This window comes from Halomonas sp. C10-5 (assembly GCF_057169305.1).
Genome location: NZ_CP175665.1, coordinates 1,535,870 through 1,552,254, shown reverse-complemented (window position 1 = coordinate 1,552,254; position 16,385 = coordinate 1,535,870). Strand labels below are relative to the sequence as shown.

Below are 16,385 nucleotides of genomic sequence, written 5' to 3'. Positions count from 1 at the left end.
AGAAGCGGATGTTAGGGAATATTGATGTAACGCCCGCAGCATGGGCGCGCCGTTATAAGCGCCTCCTGCCTGCGCTTGTTATAAATCCAACACCAAATTAGCACTGGTACCGGCCCTTAATATGTTGTTGGTAGTAACGACCAACGGAGCCAGATCTCACAAATTCTCGAAACACTCTTTCCGATACTCCGCAAAAGGTATACACAGGCTGGCTATCTTGAAAATCGATAAACATCCTGTGTTTACTATTATCATATCCGACTGCTTTAATAGCACTAGATGCTACCGCAACCCACTCAATCATGATATATCCTTACGATTTCTAACGCCCGCAACAAAGTGCAGCGTGGTATTTTCCGAGTGCTTGCGATTGTTATACGTTTTCTATGCATGTACTTCGCCACCAAGCTCTACTAAAAGCCAATTTAGCTGGCTTCTTGCGCTTGAAATAATCTCGTCGAAGACAAGAACTTCAGAGTTAGGCTCTTTGTTATAGTGAGGGGGAAGATCTTGACCTCTTTTTCCGCCTACTAACAGAACTCTCATTTCGGCATTTGTATAAGGTACGAAATCATTTCGATACGCAGTAGCCTGCTGGTAGTCTTTGTACCTTAAGCTATGGCCTGGCCGCTTAAACTCAATCAATAGGTATTCATTTGCAAAATTAGCGCTTAGAAGGAGATCTGGTCGCTTATTAGCTCTTTTTCCAGAATATTTTTTATCTAAATATTCCTCCACCTGCCGCTTTAGTGTTTTATTGCTGCTAAAAACAGAATACTTAACGCCAAAAACCCATAAACACTTTTCAAGTGCGGTGTGAACCACACTTTCCTCTGTATCGTCTTTTTTGCAAAGCTCTTCAAACCGGTCAAGGAACTCCAGCCTGCTTTTAGCTTGCTCAGCTACAATTGCAAGCTCTGCCAAGCCAAACTCAGTCAATGCTTCAGCTAGCTTGGCTATATCCGAGTGCTTAGCATCATGTATGTAATCTAACACCGCACGATAATCCGTTCGTTCAAGCGCATCTAACAAAACCCCGACTATAGGTTCTACTTTTGACTCAGGCTCTCCATAGTACCTCCCCAAAATTGATTTTATCGCTTTGTCTGCGTATTGTCTTTTATACTCTGGCAGTTCTGCGAGCCGTTCATTAATTCTTCTCTTTAATCTTGCTTGTGCAAGATTCATTTCACGACCATATTCTTGTTTGACTTTTTCTTTGACTATCGGGCGAACATAGTCTGCAACCTCTTGGTACAGTTCGCTATTCTCTACCAATGCTCCCCAATCAGCAGTCACATGGTCAAAGAGGCCGTCGACCTCTACCTCGCCATATATTTTCTCCAATAGCTTTGGAGGGAAATCATCTTCCTTATCCAATCCAAAGAAGTCGGGGCTACCTACAATCTTACCGGCAACTCTTATAGATATTCCTGGCTGCTTTAACTTCCCTTTTTGGTTTGACACCGCGAACTCTAGCTTCACGCTTCCAGCAGATGGAAGTTCTGTATTATGTTCAGTGTAATTTCCCTGCAAATCATCAATACCTAAGTCCTTACCATTAACCTTTAAATTAAAGCCTTCTTCTCGGCCATATTCTTGAAGTAATAGTTGCCGCATTTTTTCTGGATTAGGAAAGGCCAGCCCGTGAATGAGATCTGATAACGTAATCTTGGTTCCCTGAGCTTCTTGATCGCAGTCTTCCACGATAAGGCTGATGGGCAGATCTTCAATATCAGTTGCGTTTTCAAAATCTTTTGTTGATATTGAAAATTCACATTTTTTTCCTCTGGCCCACGTCTCTAACTGCATCGAGTTTGCTATCATTAACCCTGCGAATTTACCTATACCTTTTTTTCCTTTAACTTTTCGCTTCTTTACCGACGTAAGCTCACCCCGTCTTTTTCTACGATCACTTGCAATAAACAAATATTCTCTAAGCAATTCCTGCTCGGTCATTCCAGAGCCGCTGTCATGCACAATAATAGGTCTGTCAGTCATCGGCTCTGGAAGTAAAATATTAACTGATGGGGCGTCAGCATCCCAAGCATTATCTACTAACTCCTTAAGAGCTCTCTCAGTAGATCGATAATTTTCCGAGAGCAGCTTGGCTAGTCTTGTATCAACTTGAAATGCTATTTTTTTCATAAATCATTCCATTAGATGAAGCATAAATACGTATAACGTCGCGCTCTGTGGAAAATTTGAAGCCCAGAGTAAGATTTGTCTGACAGCAGCGCCTTGTTAGCCATTTTCCTCTTCCATCTTATCTTTAAACACCGTTTCAATAGCTTCTTTAGCTACAGGATCAATGATATAGGTGTAGCTTCTTTGAGGCTGTGCAAAAATTATGCTGTTTGAATAATTCGAGAATACTCGTTCATTGTCATAGTATTGGCTGCCGCCCGGGGACCGATTATATCTCATTGTGCGTATTGAGTCTTTAGTGAGAAAATCTTGGAAATGCCTTGCATCTTCTGGCTGAATACCTTCAAAAAATCTAACTAGCGCGTTAAATTTAAGTTCATCAAATCTTCGCCAGAGCTCGTTTTCTAAAATGTCCTTTGCAACTGCGGTTAAAGACGCAGACTCATACCGCTCTCCAACTGCTGGGGTATAAATAATCTTGAAGCCTTTAAGAGTGAACAAAGGAGCCCCTTTTTTAACCTGAATATGGTTCTGCCTTTTTAATTCCTGGATTATGTAAAGCTGAAATATGTCTAGTGTTTCAAATGCACTGCGAATGCTTTCTCGATTTCTTAAACTTTGAGACTCGGCGTTTTTGGCATCTTCCGCTGCCTTAGCCAACTTTTCTTTTTCTTCCTGCCGCTTCTGAAAATAGGAATATATGAGCCCTATAACCCCATAGGCCAAGCGGACGGAAGTAATAAAGGTCAAACCACTGAGAACCGTTTCAGAAACAGGGTCAATTGTGACTAAGCCTTTGTACGAACAAAACAAAATAGCTATAGATACAGCAAATATGGCTATATTCAGCTGCATGTCCTTGGCTTTCGTAAGAAGCTCCAAAACTTCTTTAGAACTCTGCACTAAGATTCACTCCTAGTTGATGACTAACCGCTCAGCTTTTATTCGTCGTGCGGCCTGATATCGGATGAACGCGCATGCCGCCTTTGCTGACAGGTCCGCTTTGGGTCGTGTGCTGCCGAGGCTCTATCCATGAGAATAGACTAACATTCTCCATTCGGCCAAAAGCAGTCTTTCAGAAGCCCCTGATGTAATCGGTTGAGTTAAGCCGACATACGTAGTGTAGACAACCACGTGGCAATCTCTTTCTGCTACGACGTAGCTGTAGCGTAGCAGGTTAAACTTAAACGTTCTTTTTATTTCTCGGTGTCGCCGGGCGAGATCTACTTCAAAGCGTCCGCAACGTCCTCTGCAGTACGTGAAACCGCCGCCATGACAGTTTGGTGCTCGCTGTTCGCAATAAGCTTGCCGCTCGGCCGGTGGAAGGAAGCCAGAACTTCACCATTTTCGACATTTATAACCCGAACTGTAGAGAATCCGTTGAGCATGCCCGCCGTGTGGTGACTTGTAACTTTTCCCATAACCAGTACTTGAGCACCAATCTCTCTCGCTTTTGCTAAAGCTAGTTCTGTTGGGGCAAGGTTGCCGCCGGCCATAATGTCCGTCGACTCGCTGCGAAGCACGGAGCCCTGAACGACGGAGGCGGATATGCGAGGCTCAAGATATGCAATAAAAAAATCCGTGCTCTCTTCAACAAAATTAGGATTTCCCTCGAATCGAGGAACAAAAACCTTTGTGATCGTGAGGTTCTGTATTTCGGCGTCTTTGACACGAACGAGAGATGGGTTTGCACAGCCAATCAAACTGAAAACGATGATGAGGAGCATTGTAATATTACGCATAAAAAAACCTTAATTTATGAGGAATAACCACCAAGCTTCTCAGTGCAAACGAAGCTCAGCGTAGTTGCGTCCTAAAGAGCACTTTATTAGGCGAACTCTTTCCAGTGTTTCATGTATAGCGAGCCAAATTCAACGATTGCCAATCCATCGCACAACAACTGCGGGTGGAACAAAACTGGCTTAGACGGCTCTCCCTCAAATGAGTGAAGAAACACAAAAGATGGCCTCCCTATGTTTTCTTGTTCTTCATAGAGCTCATCAAGCTTCTTCCATTCCATGGCCTTTATTAGCTCCATCTTTTTATTTTCAATCTCATTGTAGCGCTCACCTTCTTCTTTAGTGAATTCCGCCGGGGGGATATATAGCGGGATTCTGTGAGCCAATGCGTCGCGAAAGGACTTTAAGTATTTCTCATGCCAGTCTGTAATTTTATCTGAAGCTAGAAAGTCACGAAGTGGTTCAGGAAGATGCTTGGTCAAGCTCTCGCGAAACAGTCCCACTCCATGTTTTCCGCCAACATCCCCTAACAGGTCATGCCGATAAACAAATGACCAGGCCCAATTATCAAAAATACCATAGAGGTTCATCACATAAGCATGAAGATTTATCTGAACATCATAAACCACATCTCTTCGGAGTGGCTTTTTGGCAGCAAGGGGAAATTCATTAAATATATTTTCTAGACATCTTTTTAAGATATTCAATCTTCGTGCTACACCATACAAGAGATGCTCTTTCACACCTGTATGGTCTATTTCTTGAGCGGACAATACGGTTTGAAACATTAACTCTTCCAGACCCTGGCGTACTCGTGTGTACTCTGCCTCAAATTTACCAATCTGCTCTTCCGTGTACCCCATAGGAATTCTCCAGCTCTCGCCTGACAAGTATTATATTGGCACCTTTATTATTCTTTAACGTACTGACATGTTCTCCCGTATTTCACCGCCGACCTATTCCTCCACAACTGTCAACCAGTTAAGTTAATTTTTATGATGCCAAATAAAACTAACCAACATGCCGGCTATATAACACCAATGAACCTGCCTGAGCATTTTCCAACATGCCAGATTTGGATCGCCAACTACCTCAACCACCCCATCAGCATAGGCTAAAGTTCTTCACCCGGCCAATAGCAGCCAAACGCAAATCTATCGTCACCACAACTACCCAACCTCTTGCACCACCCTGCACTCCGGGTAACCAGAACACCCCCAGAACTGATTGCCAACATTCTTACCCCTTTTGGATGTCCGCAATACCATGCTGCTGCCGCACTTGGGGCATTTGCGCTGAGCATTAGGATCAGACCTAGTTTTAAGTTGTGCAACGTGTCTTCGGTGGGTCTCACGTGTGGGCGCAAGCCTACCAGCCTGGATTTTCATGAAGGCCTCTTGAACCTCCGTCTCAGATAGAACGACCTCCTGAAACGACTTGATGTAATTCACGTAACCACCGCCACGAGTGATGCTCTTCGGCATCCTGGTCTTTAGTTTCGAACTACCAGTAAAAACCACAATAGAGTGAATGACTGCCGAAGGAACATCGAGGGCGCTCTCCAGAGCTTTTACATGCTTGTAGTTCTGGCGTAACGGATTCTGGAACCTGAATGACTTCCGATAAATCTTTTGGATCCATTGTGCCTGATGTTCGTCACCAAAGATCCAACCTTTCATATTCTTTGTTTCCACGACGAAGATCCCGAATCGGGACACAAAGATATGATCAATCTGAGTTGAGCCGTCCAGCGTAGGCAGGGTCACATTGTGGATCGGTTTGTATGTTTCCGCTGGCAACCGAATCCTGGCGGCCGCTTTAACCAAAGCCTCTCCGAAAAAGCCCTTGAACCATGGTGACTTGATGAGACCAATCAGAAAGGCTATGGGAATGACCCACCACAACGGCCCTAATACTTCTTTGATGAATAAAGAATGATCCAAGATTTATCTCACTGGAGAATTTTTAACAAATACATTCTTTTAAGAATGCCTGTCATTTTGAGTGCCCTACCTTTAAGGCTCCTCACTTTTTAACGCTCGATAACGCGCGCATGCCTGATTGCGAGATTCCGCGCTTGCAGTTTTATCAAATGTAAGTCTATTGCATTTCCTTTTTGCCAGCTCAAGTGGTGAAGCTTTGCTGGAAGATGCAATAGAAGCTATTGTAGGCCGAAAAGAGTTAGATGCTGAGCAGTACATATTCTTCAGCTGATCATATCTAACACTATATTCGTTATTTTCCTGAAGATATTGACATGCGTTGACAAAATGCTCTTTTGCCGCCAGTGTGCATTTTGAGAACTCGTCAATACGCTCTCTTTTATCTGCACAGACAGAGTCACCCCGTATACTCCACATCTGGTGCTGATACGAGATGAGCTGATCGTTATGATCAACTACGACAGTTTTTACCTCAGTTCCCACGGACTCTTGTATGTGATTGCTTACAGCACTTGAAGTGCTATCCAGTAACGCTGCGAACAGGGCTGAAATGGGGTCCATGTGTTCCTCTATCTTAATTCCCAACTGTGCTTGCTCTGCTATTCAATGAGCGCGAATACCACCCTGCCTACTCACGCTTATTATATAGCTATCTTCCTTGATATATTCATCAGTATAAGCTGAAAGTCGTCATCCGGCCAGAAGCAGACGTACCAATAGTCACTTTGGCTAGATATACCAGATGCCCGGAGCCTACGACTGTCCGTTGGCGGTATCGCTCCTGCTGTGCCGCGGCTAAGGAAAGGGCATGGTTATCCCATCGGTATTGCCGTTACAATAGGACCATTCCCTTGCTGACCACAATTGCTTCAGCAGAGCCCTTGAACCACTTCAGATATCCCTAATGTTGTCCACCCTATGAACCCTGCTGGCATCGACACTAGCGCACTACTCACCATGCTGGGCTTGATCACTGCAGTGTGGGCGGTTGTGCCAAGCACTGCCAGGCTCAGCTTTCGGTTGAGCTTAAACTTGTTCGACTGGTTGGCCATCTGGGCAGCGTTGCTCATTATCCACGGGCTTTTCTTCGAGCCCGTGCTCACGTCACTTGGGTTTCCGGCCCTTGGGCCATGGCTGTGGGGTTTCGACAAGAGTGCCGCCCAGTACCTTCTGTTTCTGCTCCTCGCCGCCTTTGTGTATTGGCGGTCGCGCAGAACGAGGTTGACGCGCTGGAACCTCGGGCTCTTCGATGACCTCACCACGTCGCTTTTGCACGCAGGGAAGCTCGACGAACTCTCCGAGTTGCTGCATCTTCATCTCGATTCGGCGCTGGACTTGGCCGCATCGAAGAGCGTGCGCGGCCGCCTGGCCGATAAAATTCGCCCGCAGCGTCCCGGCTTCCAAGTCATCGTCCGAGACGACGGGTCCATCACTCTGGGGCAAGGGGCCCCGACTAACAGGTTATTCCGCAAATTGTTTGGCTTCCGCGAATGGCTTGCCGACCTAGTTGGCCCTTCCCAGCAAGTGCAGCGCCGCGCAGCCATCGTCGTAAAGCGGCTGTTATCATCCCGCCGCCTGGCCTCACATCTCGCCATCGCGAGACCATACCTCTGCATGGAGGTCATGGAGCGCGCAACGCGCTTTGTGGAAGGCTTCCAAGATGAGTTCTTCCACGCGCTATTGGCCAATGAGGCCAGCGTCTTCTACAGCGAGCTCAAGAACAACGACAACTTCGGCGAAGGTGGACACCGCCTGGCACTTCCTGATGAGAACCGACTTTTACGGTTCTACTGCGTCGATGTTAATGTGGCCGCTCGACTCGGGGTTTACCGGTCTGTCGGCGAGGCCGTACTCGCGCGGATTGATGCCGATGAAGTCCTCGAAAAGAAACTCAATGGGAGGCTGCTAACCTTTCAAGAGGTTGGAAAGCACCACGACCCTGTGTATACCGGCATTTGGTTCTTCAGGATCATGGTCCTGGAGGGCCTGCATCAGCGCACCGCTGACCACTTGTGGCTACACTACATGCCCCATTTCGCCAGCCGCTTAGTTGATCGCGCTCGCGAAGTTCGGCCGGAAGACGAGAACCATGAGTTCCCAACGCCGCTGGGCTACCTGCTGTACGAAGTCGTTGACACTACTGCAGTATGGGTGAGGGATGCCGAAGCTCTAACAGAGCCTGGCGACATACTGCGTCCCGACCAGCTCGAAGGAAATCACATCTACATTGCCTTCGAAGCTGCAGAAGCCATCGGCCGAGTGATTCAGATTATCCTAATGTCGCCGCGCGTGCCCTGCCGACTCAAGCACGAACTGCTTAGTGTGGCGCTCACCACCCTGCGAGACCTAGAACAGCGTGCGCACTTGGCACCTTTGGCCAGGGTGATGCGGGCACACCTCATCGAGCCTTACAGTTTCCTAAAACAGAGCAATTATTTATATACCCTGAAGCAATGCTTCGATGAACAGGACCATGTGCTTCGGGCTCAGCTGAGGTGCTTTAGTGAGGAACTCGACGCTGCTCAGCAGCTGCGCTCTGAGAATTAATCTGTATTCAGAGTGTGGATATAATCGACGAATTCCCTACAACTACTTTGGGTCGTCAACTGCCTCCACCATTCCATCAGGATAGACTAAAGTTACTCATTCGGCCAGAAACGGACATTCAGCCAGAGCTGATATAACGCCGCATTAAGGTGTGAGCAACGCTACCACGAAACCCAACCATACCACCGTAAGCATAAAACCCAACGATGGAATGAAAAATACCAAGCGTTGGGAATCACTCTTAAATGCTTTGTTATGAGTAAATTATGGCTTAACGCTGATTTCTTTTAACACTTTCGCTGGGTTACCACCAATTACGACATTGTCCCCAAAACTCTTCGTTACCACTGCACCAGAGGCTACCACCACATTGTTCCCAAGGGTCACGCCAGGGTTGATAACCGCATGACCACCTATCCAACAATTATCACCAATTTTTATTGGCTTCGCTAGCTCTAAACCACTGTTCCTCGCGATTGGGTCTAAGGGATGTGTCGCAGTATAAATTCCAACTTGAGGTGCTAGTAAACAGTTCTTACCAAATTTTACTTCCGCAACATCCAAAATCACGCAGCCGAAATTAGCATAGAAATTATCACCAACATGAATATTAGAGCCGTAGTCACAATTGAAATAAGATTCAATGTGAATATTGTCACCTGTTGTACCAAACAAATTTCTAATTATTTCAACACGCTTTTGATGAAACTCGACAGAGGTTGTATTCAACTCTTCAGTTAACAGTCTAGCGTTCAATCTTAGCTTTAATAACTCTTCATCACTTGGATCATAAAGCTTACCTGCTAACATTTTTTCTTTTTCTGACATTAAACTTGGACTCCAAGACCAATCTACTCATAACGCAAAAGCTCAGCCGCGCGCGTTAGCGTGTCGGCTGGAGCGTCTTGTTGGGCAGCACAAGCCACTGCACTACCGCCTGAACACAGACACCCGCCCCTACCGCGAGAGCAAGCGCACTCCAAAACTCGACTCGGGGCCAAAGGAGGGCCAGCACGAGGAAGAAGGCGCCGAAAGAGTAAAGGCCGCGCACCATTCCGCGATACATATGAGCAACTTGATGCGCCCCCTCTGCCCGATGCGTAAAGACAGCCAACACGAGACCAATGATCGGGAATACGGCCAAAAGCCCGCTCCAAACTTCCCCGAGCGATGCTGCGGCAGCGGTTACACCGAGCGTCAGAAGCGCTCCCGTGGCCATACGATAGGGCAGATCATTAGAGGCTGGGCCTCGCCCTACCAGGGGCGTGGTGTTTGGAAGCACCTTTGGCGCTAGAAGAAGAGACGCGACGGCCACTGCCAGAGCGACCTCCGGGGCCCCAGGAAGCGCCGCCAAGCCAAAAGCCACTACAATCCATGCAGCAACACCACAGCCTAATGCCACAGGCCAAGACCACTTAGTACTTGCCCAGCAGTAGGCAACGCCAAAAACCAGCAATCCAGCGATAGCAGAGATTGCCGCAATTGCGGCAACGGCGCCAAAGTCGGCCCCGTGTTCCAGAGCCACGAATACGACTATGGGCCCTGCCACGATGGGAAAGCCCCCGAGCAATCCAGCAACACCCGCCCCCCACCGGCGGCCGGCAAGCGTTACGGCGGCGATGAACAGCGGCACGACCGTTAATTTGAGAATCAGCACTTTTCAGTTCCTTCTGCCCAACAGTTATTAGACAGCATGCTCGTTTATTGACTTGAACGATCACGCGCGTTCAACATTCTTATACCTGCACACCAACCCATTGATTTTTATATGCACTTTCGTCGACGTGGCTACATAACACCAATAAACGCGCTTGCTGTCTTTGCCGGCATGTCCGCTTTGGGTCGTCAACTGTCATTTCCTGCTCATCAGCATAGACTAACATTCCTCAACCGGCCAGAAGCAAACCTTCAGCATATACTGATATAATGGAGAGCGAAGCGGCGGCCCGCAAGAGACGCCTGCCTTACGGGATTGTTTAGGAGACTTAACTGGTAGCATCGATCAAACTGCCAAACAAGTCACGATGCATGTATGTTGTCTGATTAACCGGTATGCTCAAGCTGACATTGCCGGGGCGCAGTATCTGTCCTGGCTGTACCAACCAACTCTCAAACCCCCTATTAAATCGGTTCCACTTCGCTTTATCTTCTCTTCTCTTGGAAATGACGATGTAAAACCAATAGCTTTTGATGATTACAGCTCTAACTATAAATCGATTTCTTAACGGGCCATCGTAGTTTATGTCTGTGCACCTAAAAAAATCCGGCTTAAGCTGGGCAGTAAAACCCTGCTCGGGGATGTACATAGTAGACGACGTAACAATCAACAATCTAAGCTGGACGTCGTTTGGTTTATACCCCCCATCTAATATGTAGCTTGAAAATTTCTCATGGGCACTTATCTTTCCATTGTCTTCATATTGAGTACGGACAGAGTTAAAAGAAACCTTCAGCAAACCTCGCAACAATTTTTCATAATTATACTCAAGGGATGCAGACTTTCCAGGAGCAATTACTGTGTGAAAAAACGAGTCGTACAATTCACACAAATACGTGTCGAGCGAGCTCAGCTTTACACTATTGCATGAAGCACAAACATCCTTTATCACCGGATCTGACTTAAAAAAACGGTTTACTTTCTTATTGTAGGTGAGCCCATCAGAACCAAACCGCTTAATGAAACCATTAGGCCAGATATGCTCTTTGGTTAATGGCTGGCATTCTTTGCAATATGCACAACGTTTACTCACGACTAAATCCCTATATAAACCGATACGCCTAACTGATAAACGCGGCGCCTAGCAGCCGCTAGCCGATACGACATCTGGTAACACGGCAGCCTCTTCACGCAATCCACTTGAGCGCAAAGCTTAAGTAAGAGGTATCGCGCGTTCTACAGCGTGTATTGCCTCTTCCATGATGTCCTCGAGATAAACCTTTACTCCGCACGCCTCAAGCTCCGAAATGTAAGAGCAAGCAACCTCAATGTTCTTCTTCTCGTGCGGCCTCTCAGCCTCAACGGCATAAAGTATCTGCCTAAGAATATCCAGTCGAAATAACAGACGGGAAGAATCATTCTGCGGACCGCCGGCCGAGACGTTGACCTCACGAGAAAACGGACGAGGAAACTTGTTTTCAGAAACCCCGGCAGCGAGGATTGAATGATGGGCCGCCACGTTGCGGAGCGCCTTGAAAAAGCGAAAGACGCCAATGGTTTCAAGTTTCTTGCGAGCCTCTGGATGGGACATGTCCCAGACTGTGGCCAACGAGAAAAGATACGCATCAAAGTACCCGACCATGAGCCAATAGGCATCGACAGGCGGGCCGCAATGTAACCGGTACTGAGATAGGAAGTACTCGGCATGTTTGAGGCGCAGTTGCACCGGAGGAGTGTTCGAAAGGGTTGGCTCATCCATAATGCAACCTCTTCATACCTGACAAGGATAAACGCGCATGCTGCCTTTTCCGTTAGGTCGAAACGTGACTGACTGCAGGCTCCAGCACACTCCGAAGATATTCTGGACCATCCTATACATTCCACCCGAGGAGGTCCATACCATGAACACATCAATAACAGCTTCCCGCGAGCCTTGGAACAAAGGTAAGCTGGTTGGTCAGAAAACCCCGCTTCGCCTCAAAGACATTTGGGCCATTCGTGTCAGACTGCAGCTAGCTGATAAGAAACGTGATCTGGCGCTATTTGAGCTAGCCATCGATAGCAAACTGCGAGCCTGTGACTTAGTTAAGTTACGCGTCCGAGATGTAGCCCAGAGCAAACATGTGTCTTCAAGAGCCATCGTCACTCAGCAGAAAACGAAGAGGCCAGTACAGTTTGAGATAACCGAGCAGACTCGCACTGCCGTAGAAGAGTGGATGCAGCTTGCACATCTCCGAAATGATGACTACTTGTTTCCAAGTCGCCTGAAAAGTTCGTGTCACTTGTCTACGCGGCAGTACGCCCGCATCGTTAAAAACTGGGTTGCCGCTATTGGCCTAGAGCCTTCGGCCTATGGTACTCACACGTTGCGACGCACCAAGGCATCGTTAATTTATCGTCGAACGAAAAACCTGAGAGCCGTTCAACTGCTCTTAGGCCACACAAAACTCGAAAGTACCGTCAGATACCTTGGGATTGAGGTAGATGACGCATTGACCATGGCTGAGCAAACAGAGGTCTAGCGAGAGCCACCGACGGCTTAGTCTCTAGGCTGTCGCTATCCAGCCAGAAGCGGATATTGAAGTTTTCCTGAGGTATAACGCATGAATCAGCCGCCGCTTTCAGCGGTCGGCTGGGTTGACTTGTTAAACCTGAACTTCTCGGCGACATACTTCGCAGAATTCTCAATGTATGGAAACACCGTGCTCTCGTTGATGTTTAGCAAGTCTAATTCTCTTAATATAGACACCTTATCCGACACAGTGATTCTTGACACTTTAATCTCAGGCGTGCCTTCCTCATCGAAGACAGAATCCAGACCAAACAGAAGGAATGCACCAGATTGAGAAGATATCCGATCATTACTCTGCTTCCCCTTAACACAAATTATTTTTCTTAAATCATCCGGAATAATAGCCGCTTCAAAAAATGGCTTCTCCTCTCGTATAAAATGAAGGAGACGTCTTACTTGAGGCTGCTCATTGAAGTCTGCCTCATCAAACTTTATCTCGTCTTTCTCTGATTGAGGCAAACGAGCCAGATTCGCAATGCAGCTAGCCAAATCTGAATCAAAGTACTTCACATCCTTACGATCCATTGAGAATATGATTACTTCTCCATCCTCACTAGCGGCTGACTTACATGCAAAGTAAAGAGCAATTAGTGGATTGGAAGTGATATCAAGTAGCCGTGTAGGCAATGAGTAGTGCTGCATACGCACGAGACTATCAAGCGTATAAACATCCGATTGAAAATCAGCAGAATTTGAAACCAGCAACTCCCGATATAGAATATGCTCGCTGTCCTTATACAGATAATCTCCATCTTCATCTCTACGAAACAAAGATGGCTCCAACTTGTATTTTTTCTTATTGGAGTGGCCACGGTAAAAAACCTCTAGCCCGCTTCTTTTCTCGATTGATAGGACCTTGCCGATAAAACCCTGTACTGTAGAGATTCTGGGGTTTTTAGATTTCCCTACCGTTGGTCGCTCCTGTTTGATTTTTCTAGATTCACTCTCCTCCTCCAGAACCCCCTTTGCTCGAAGTCTTTCGAATAAGTCTTCATCCTTAACTGCCCAGTGGGTCCTGTTCATCTCCCAACTACGAATATCTAGGAGTGGAGCAATTGATTTTATCTGATCAAACGAGATAGGTTCGATGTCTCGGTTGAACTCGAATTCGATTAGCAGTTTGCGACCACGCTCCTTGACAGATGTGAGATAGCCGATATGCACATCAGAATCTTCACCCTCATAGGCGAACAAGCTTGGGTAGCTTTTCAAGTTCTCGATATGGGAATTGCTCAACTCTTTAAGGGCAGAAGCAATATCTTCATTTGTATATTCGAGAAACCGGCTCTTGTCGAACTCGTAGAACCCCTCATCCCAGGCACCTTCAATCGCCGTTACTAGCAGGTTATACATTGATTCCCTAATTATTTAATAAATTTAAATACAGCAGCAGGGGCGCGACGCAGGAGCGCCCCTTGCCTGCATTTGTTATGGATTTTCGGCATACGGCAACCCTTGATGCGGGAGCCCTATACCGCCGGACATGCTCACTTTTACATAAGCGTCTTCCCCGAGAACCCAGTAATATAAGTTCCAAAGCTCATCCGGGAACAATTTCAAGCCCGAACCACCAATATAACCAAAGTGGTTGCTGATAAACATTTCCTTGACTAAGGGGAACAGTTCACCTGCATACTTATCTTGTCCAGCAACCATGGCGGCAGTGATAGAGGTAACTAAATCAGCTAGTTGTAGGTGCTTAACCAAGTGGGAGGAAGTTGTAAGGATATTCAGCGCTATACGATCTGGGCCAACATGCACAGTTCCGTTGTTAACCCTTTCAAGAAAATCGGACAAGAAAGCTTCGTCTTGTTTATGGCTGCCGCCTGGCCGATCAGCGATCATCAGACCAATAGTATCGTTCTTCTCAAGGTGAACGGATATCCGCTCAAAAGCGAAATCCAGACATTTATTGAAGGCGCGCTCCCCCTTAAGCGTTGTGCGCCCCTCATCCCAACAAATGACGATTACCTTTACGCCGTGATCCAATGCAGCTTGTAGAATCTCACGGTAACATTCAGTTCTACTCTCACCGTGCAAGTTTTCATAAATCCATGATTTTTTCTTGGGCGACCACTTAATTTCCTCGTTGACGGGAATGGCGTATTTTTTCTGGCAGATATCGGTGATCTGCTGTTCAAGGGACATCAACGCCTCTGGGGACACAAAAAATCCGCCAAATGAGATTATCTTACCCATCCCATCTCGAACTCCCTTGTGGGTTGAGTCATCGGCGAAGAACAACTCCATGGGCCATCTCCTATCCGTAACAGGCAATAGAACGCGCGTTTGATATTCCACTTGAAAGCGCATGCGCTTTCAATAAATTTATCCTGCGCGCTCGCCCACCTCTTATCTTATTAAAAACCCTACAAATTCAGAATAACACGTAAGTATGGGGCTAATCATCGCGCATGCTGAATATCCCCGATGAAAGTGCTGGCCGCCTTTCCTGGCATGTCCGCTTCGGGTCGATAGCGGTCTTTCATTCATGTATAGACCCCGTACTCCAGTCGCATGATAAGGTCGTAAATTTGCTGAGGATCTTCCACCATCACATCTGCCGGAGTGCGACTTCGAAGAGCAATTTCTGGGCTCGTCATCCAGCGTTCGGCACCTTCTCGACTTTCAAACAATCGCTCGGCGGCTTGCCAGATATCTCTCTCAGTAGGTGCCTCCAGAATTTCGCGTCCAACATCGGGTGTGTCCTGCCAAGCTTGTAACTCATCAGGGGGTGGAGCCTGAAGATCGCACTGTGCCAGTAGTTGATCGAGGGAGTAAGGCCGCTCCTCCGCGGGAACAGCCTTGGTGGTGTCGACATCGGGTCGGGTGAGCATTTCTCGCAGCCACGCCTCAACTTTCGCGCACACCGCGTCATTCTCTTCAGGCGGCACGAGAGTGGCGTCGATCTCACCGCTACGGCAGATGAAGAACTCGTCCGGAATGGTCAGGGCGTAACCGCCGCGCAGGTAGGCGATGATCTCCCCGCTCATAGCCGCCATGTAGGAACGGTCGCTTTGCAGGCATTCAAGCGCCTCTCGGAAGCTCTCCAAGGGCTGTGGGAAGCGGTCACGGAGGTCGATGGCCCGGTAGGCAAAGATACGAGCGAGCGGGTCTGTGGGAGGGTGTGAGGGCTGTGTCATGAGGAGGCTACCCAGCTGATGGTGTGGCTATCAGGGTAGCCCATGGCCATCGTGGACTACCGTTGCTTCCTGACGGTCACCAGCGTCAGTCCAAGAAGGCCACGATGCCTTCCTCGTCGATCGCCTCATGTGCCGCATCCAGAGCGGCCTGGTCAGTAGCGAAGCGGTCGTCCCACACATGGGAGGTGCCATCGTCGTTGACGACTTCCAGCAGCCAGTCGGTCTCCTCCTCCAGGCGGTAGATATCCACCTGCAGGGTGTGGCCGTCGCGGGTGATGGTCTGGCTCAGGGGGCTCTGGATCAGTTCGGGTTCAGTGCTCATGGCGGTGTCTCGTGGTTGGCGGCGCGAGCGGCGCCGGGTGACGTTGCAGCGTCGAGCCGGCCTATTCGTCTATCGAGGAGCTGAAGGTGGGTTGGAAGAGAGTTCCCTCGGTGAGGTGTTCCTCTACCTGGCCGGCCAGGAGCATCTCTCTTCGAGACGGGTAGTGGCGCAGCAGTTGTCTGGCTTTCCAGCGAATGGGCTCGGGGAGAGAAACATCCTGGCAGAGCTCTTTCAGAAACTCCCTCGCGTGAATCACCGCACGAGTTCGCTCAGATGGCATGGTCATCGACGTCTCTCCCCTTTCAGCTTATGTA

The 16,385-nt window shown here is 47.9% G+C and carries 15 protein-coding genes; 2 read left to right on the top strand and 13 right to left on the bottom strand.

Annotation, left to right across the window (positions count from 1 at the left end; all coding sequences use genetic code 11):
• Positions 1 to 97 precede the first annotated feature (97 nt).
• From ACJ7IV_RS07220 to ACJ7IV_RS07195, 6 genes are all read right to left on the bottom strand, one after another.
• Positions 98 to 304, bottom strand: a complete 207-nt coding sequence (locus tag ACJ7IV_RS07220) for a KTSC domain-containing protein (protein WP_483866399.1) — start codon at positions 302 to 304, stop codon at positions 98 to 100.
• Between the two features lie 80 nt (positions 305 to 384).
• Complete coding sequence (locus ACJ7IV_RS07215) at positions 385 to 2,148, bottom strand: ATP-binding protein (protein ID WP_483866398.1); 1,764 nt, start codon at positions 2,146 to 2,148, stop codon at positions 385 to 387.
• 96 nt (positions 2,149 to 2,244) lie between these two features.
• Positions 2,245 to 3,051: a hypothetical protein gene (locus ACJ7IV_RS07210; protein ID WP_483866397.1), complete on the bottom strand. Its 807-nt coding sequence runs from the start codon at positions 3,049 to 3,051 to the stop codon at positions 2,245 to 2,247.
• Positions 3,052 to 3,371: 320 nt separating this feature from the next.
• The gene (locus ACJ7IV_RS07205) at positions 3,372 to 3,890 is read right to left on the bottom strand and encodes a hypothetical protein (protein ID WP_483866396.1); all 519 of its coding nucleotides are present in this window, start codon (positions 3,888 to 3,890) and stop codon (positions 3,372 to 3,374) included.
• Positions 3,891 to 3,976: 86 nt separating this feature from the next.
• Positions 3,977 to 4,750, bottom strand: a complete 774-nt coding sequence (locus tag ACJ7IV_RS07200) for a hypothetical protein (protein WP_483866395.1) — start codon at positions 4,748 to 4,750, stop codon at positions 3,977 to 3,979.
• Positions 4,751 to 5,056: 306 nt separating this feature from the next.
• Entirely contained in the window at positions 5,057 to 5,830 is a 774-nt protein-coding gene (locus ACJ7IV_RS07195; RefSeq protein WP_483866394.1) for an NERD domain-containing protein, read from the bottom strand.
• A gap of 1,032 nt (positions 5,831 to 6,862) precedes the next feature.
• Between ACJ7IV_RS07195 and ACJ7IV_RS07190 the strand changes: the two genes are divergently transcribed.
• On the top strand, positions 6,863 to 8,377 hold the full coding sequence (locus ACJ7IV_RS07190) for a hypothetical protein (protein ID WP_156940933.1): 1,515 nt from the start codon (positions 6,863 to 6,865) through the stop codon (positions 8,375 to 8,377).
• Positions 8,378 to 8,641: 264 nt separating this feature from the next.
• Here ACJ7IV_RS07190 and ACJ7IV_RS07185 read toward each other — a convergent pair whose 3' ends face one another.
• Together ACJ7IV_RS07185 and ACJ7IV_RS07180 are read right to left on the bottom strand one after the other, a co-directional pair.
• Positions 8,642 to 9,205: a sugar O-acetyltransferase gene (locus ACJ7IV_RS07185; protein ID WP_222568464.1), complete on the bottom strand. Its 564-nt coding sequence runs from the start codon at positions 9,203 to 9,205 to the stop codon at positions 8,642 to 8,644.
• A gap of 2,042 nt (positions 9,206 to 11,247) precedes the next feature.
• Positions 11,248 to 11,793 carry a hypothetical protein gene (locus ACJ7IV_RS07180; protein ID WP_483866393.1) on the bottom strand — a complete coding sequence of 182 codons (546 nt, stop codon included), beginning with the start codon at positions 11,791 to 11,793 and terminating at the stop codon, positions 11,248 to 11,250.
• Between the two features lie 142 nt (positions 11,794 to 11,935).
• Here ACJ7IV_RS07180 and ACJ7IV_RS07175 point away from each other — a divergent pair, with 142 nt between their 5' ends.
• On the top strand, positions 11,936 to 12,556 hold the full coding sequence (locus ACJ7IV_RS07175) for a tyrosine-type recombinase/integrase (protein ID WP_282039924.1): 621 nt from the start codon (positions 11,936 to 11,938) through the stop codon (positions 12,554 to 12,556).
• Positions 12,557 to 12,642: 86 nt separating this feature from the next.
• Here the strand turns inward: ACJ7IV_RS07175 and ACJ7IV_RS07170 are convergent, their stop codons facing one another.
• The 5 genes from ACJ7IV_RS07170 to ACJ7IV_RS07150 all read right to left on the bottom strand — a co-directional run bounded on the left by ACJ7IV_RS07170 (position 12,643) and on the right by ACJ7IV_RS07150 (position 16,351).
• A complete protein-coding gene (locus ACJ7IV_RS07170; protein ID WP_282039926.1) occupies positions 12,643 to 13,959 on the bottom strand; it encodes an FRG domain-containing protein in 1,317 nt (438 codons plus the stop codon).
• 75 nt (positions 13,960 to 14,034) lie between these two features.
• The gene (locus tag ACJ7IV_RS07165) at positions 14,035 to 14,856 is read right to left on the bottom strand and encodes a DUF3800 domain-containing protein (protein ID WP_483866392.1); all 822 of its coding nucleotides are present in this window, start codon (positions 14,854 to 14,856) and stop codon (positions 14,035 to 14,037) included.
• 239 nt (positions 14,857 to 15,095) lie between these two features.
• On the bottom strand, positions 15,096 to 15,749 hold the full coding sequence (locus ACJ7IV_RS07160) for an antitoxin Xre/MbcA/ParS toxin-binding domain-containing protein (protein ID WP_483866391.1): 654 nt from the start codon (positions 15,747 to 15,749) through the stop codon (positions 15,096 to 15,098).
• Between the two features lie 85 nt (positions 15,750 to 15,834).
• The gene (locus ACJ7IV_RS07155) at positions 15,835 to 16,071 is read right to left on the bottom strand and encodes a hypothetical protein (protein ID WP_483866390.1); all 237 of its coding nucleotides are present in this window, start codon (positions 16,069 to 16,071) and stop codon (positions 15,835 to 15,837) included.
• Positions 16,072 to 16,132: 61 nt separating this feature from the next.
• Positions 16,133 to 16,351, bottom strand: coding sequence for a BPSL0761 family protein (locus ACJ7IV_RS07150; RefSeq protein ID WP_483866558.1), 219 nt, complete (start codon positions 16,349 to 16,351; stop codon positions 16,133 to 16,135).
• Positions 16,352 to 16,385 lie beyond the last annotated feature (34 nt).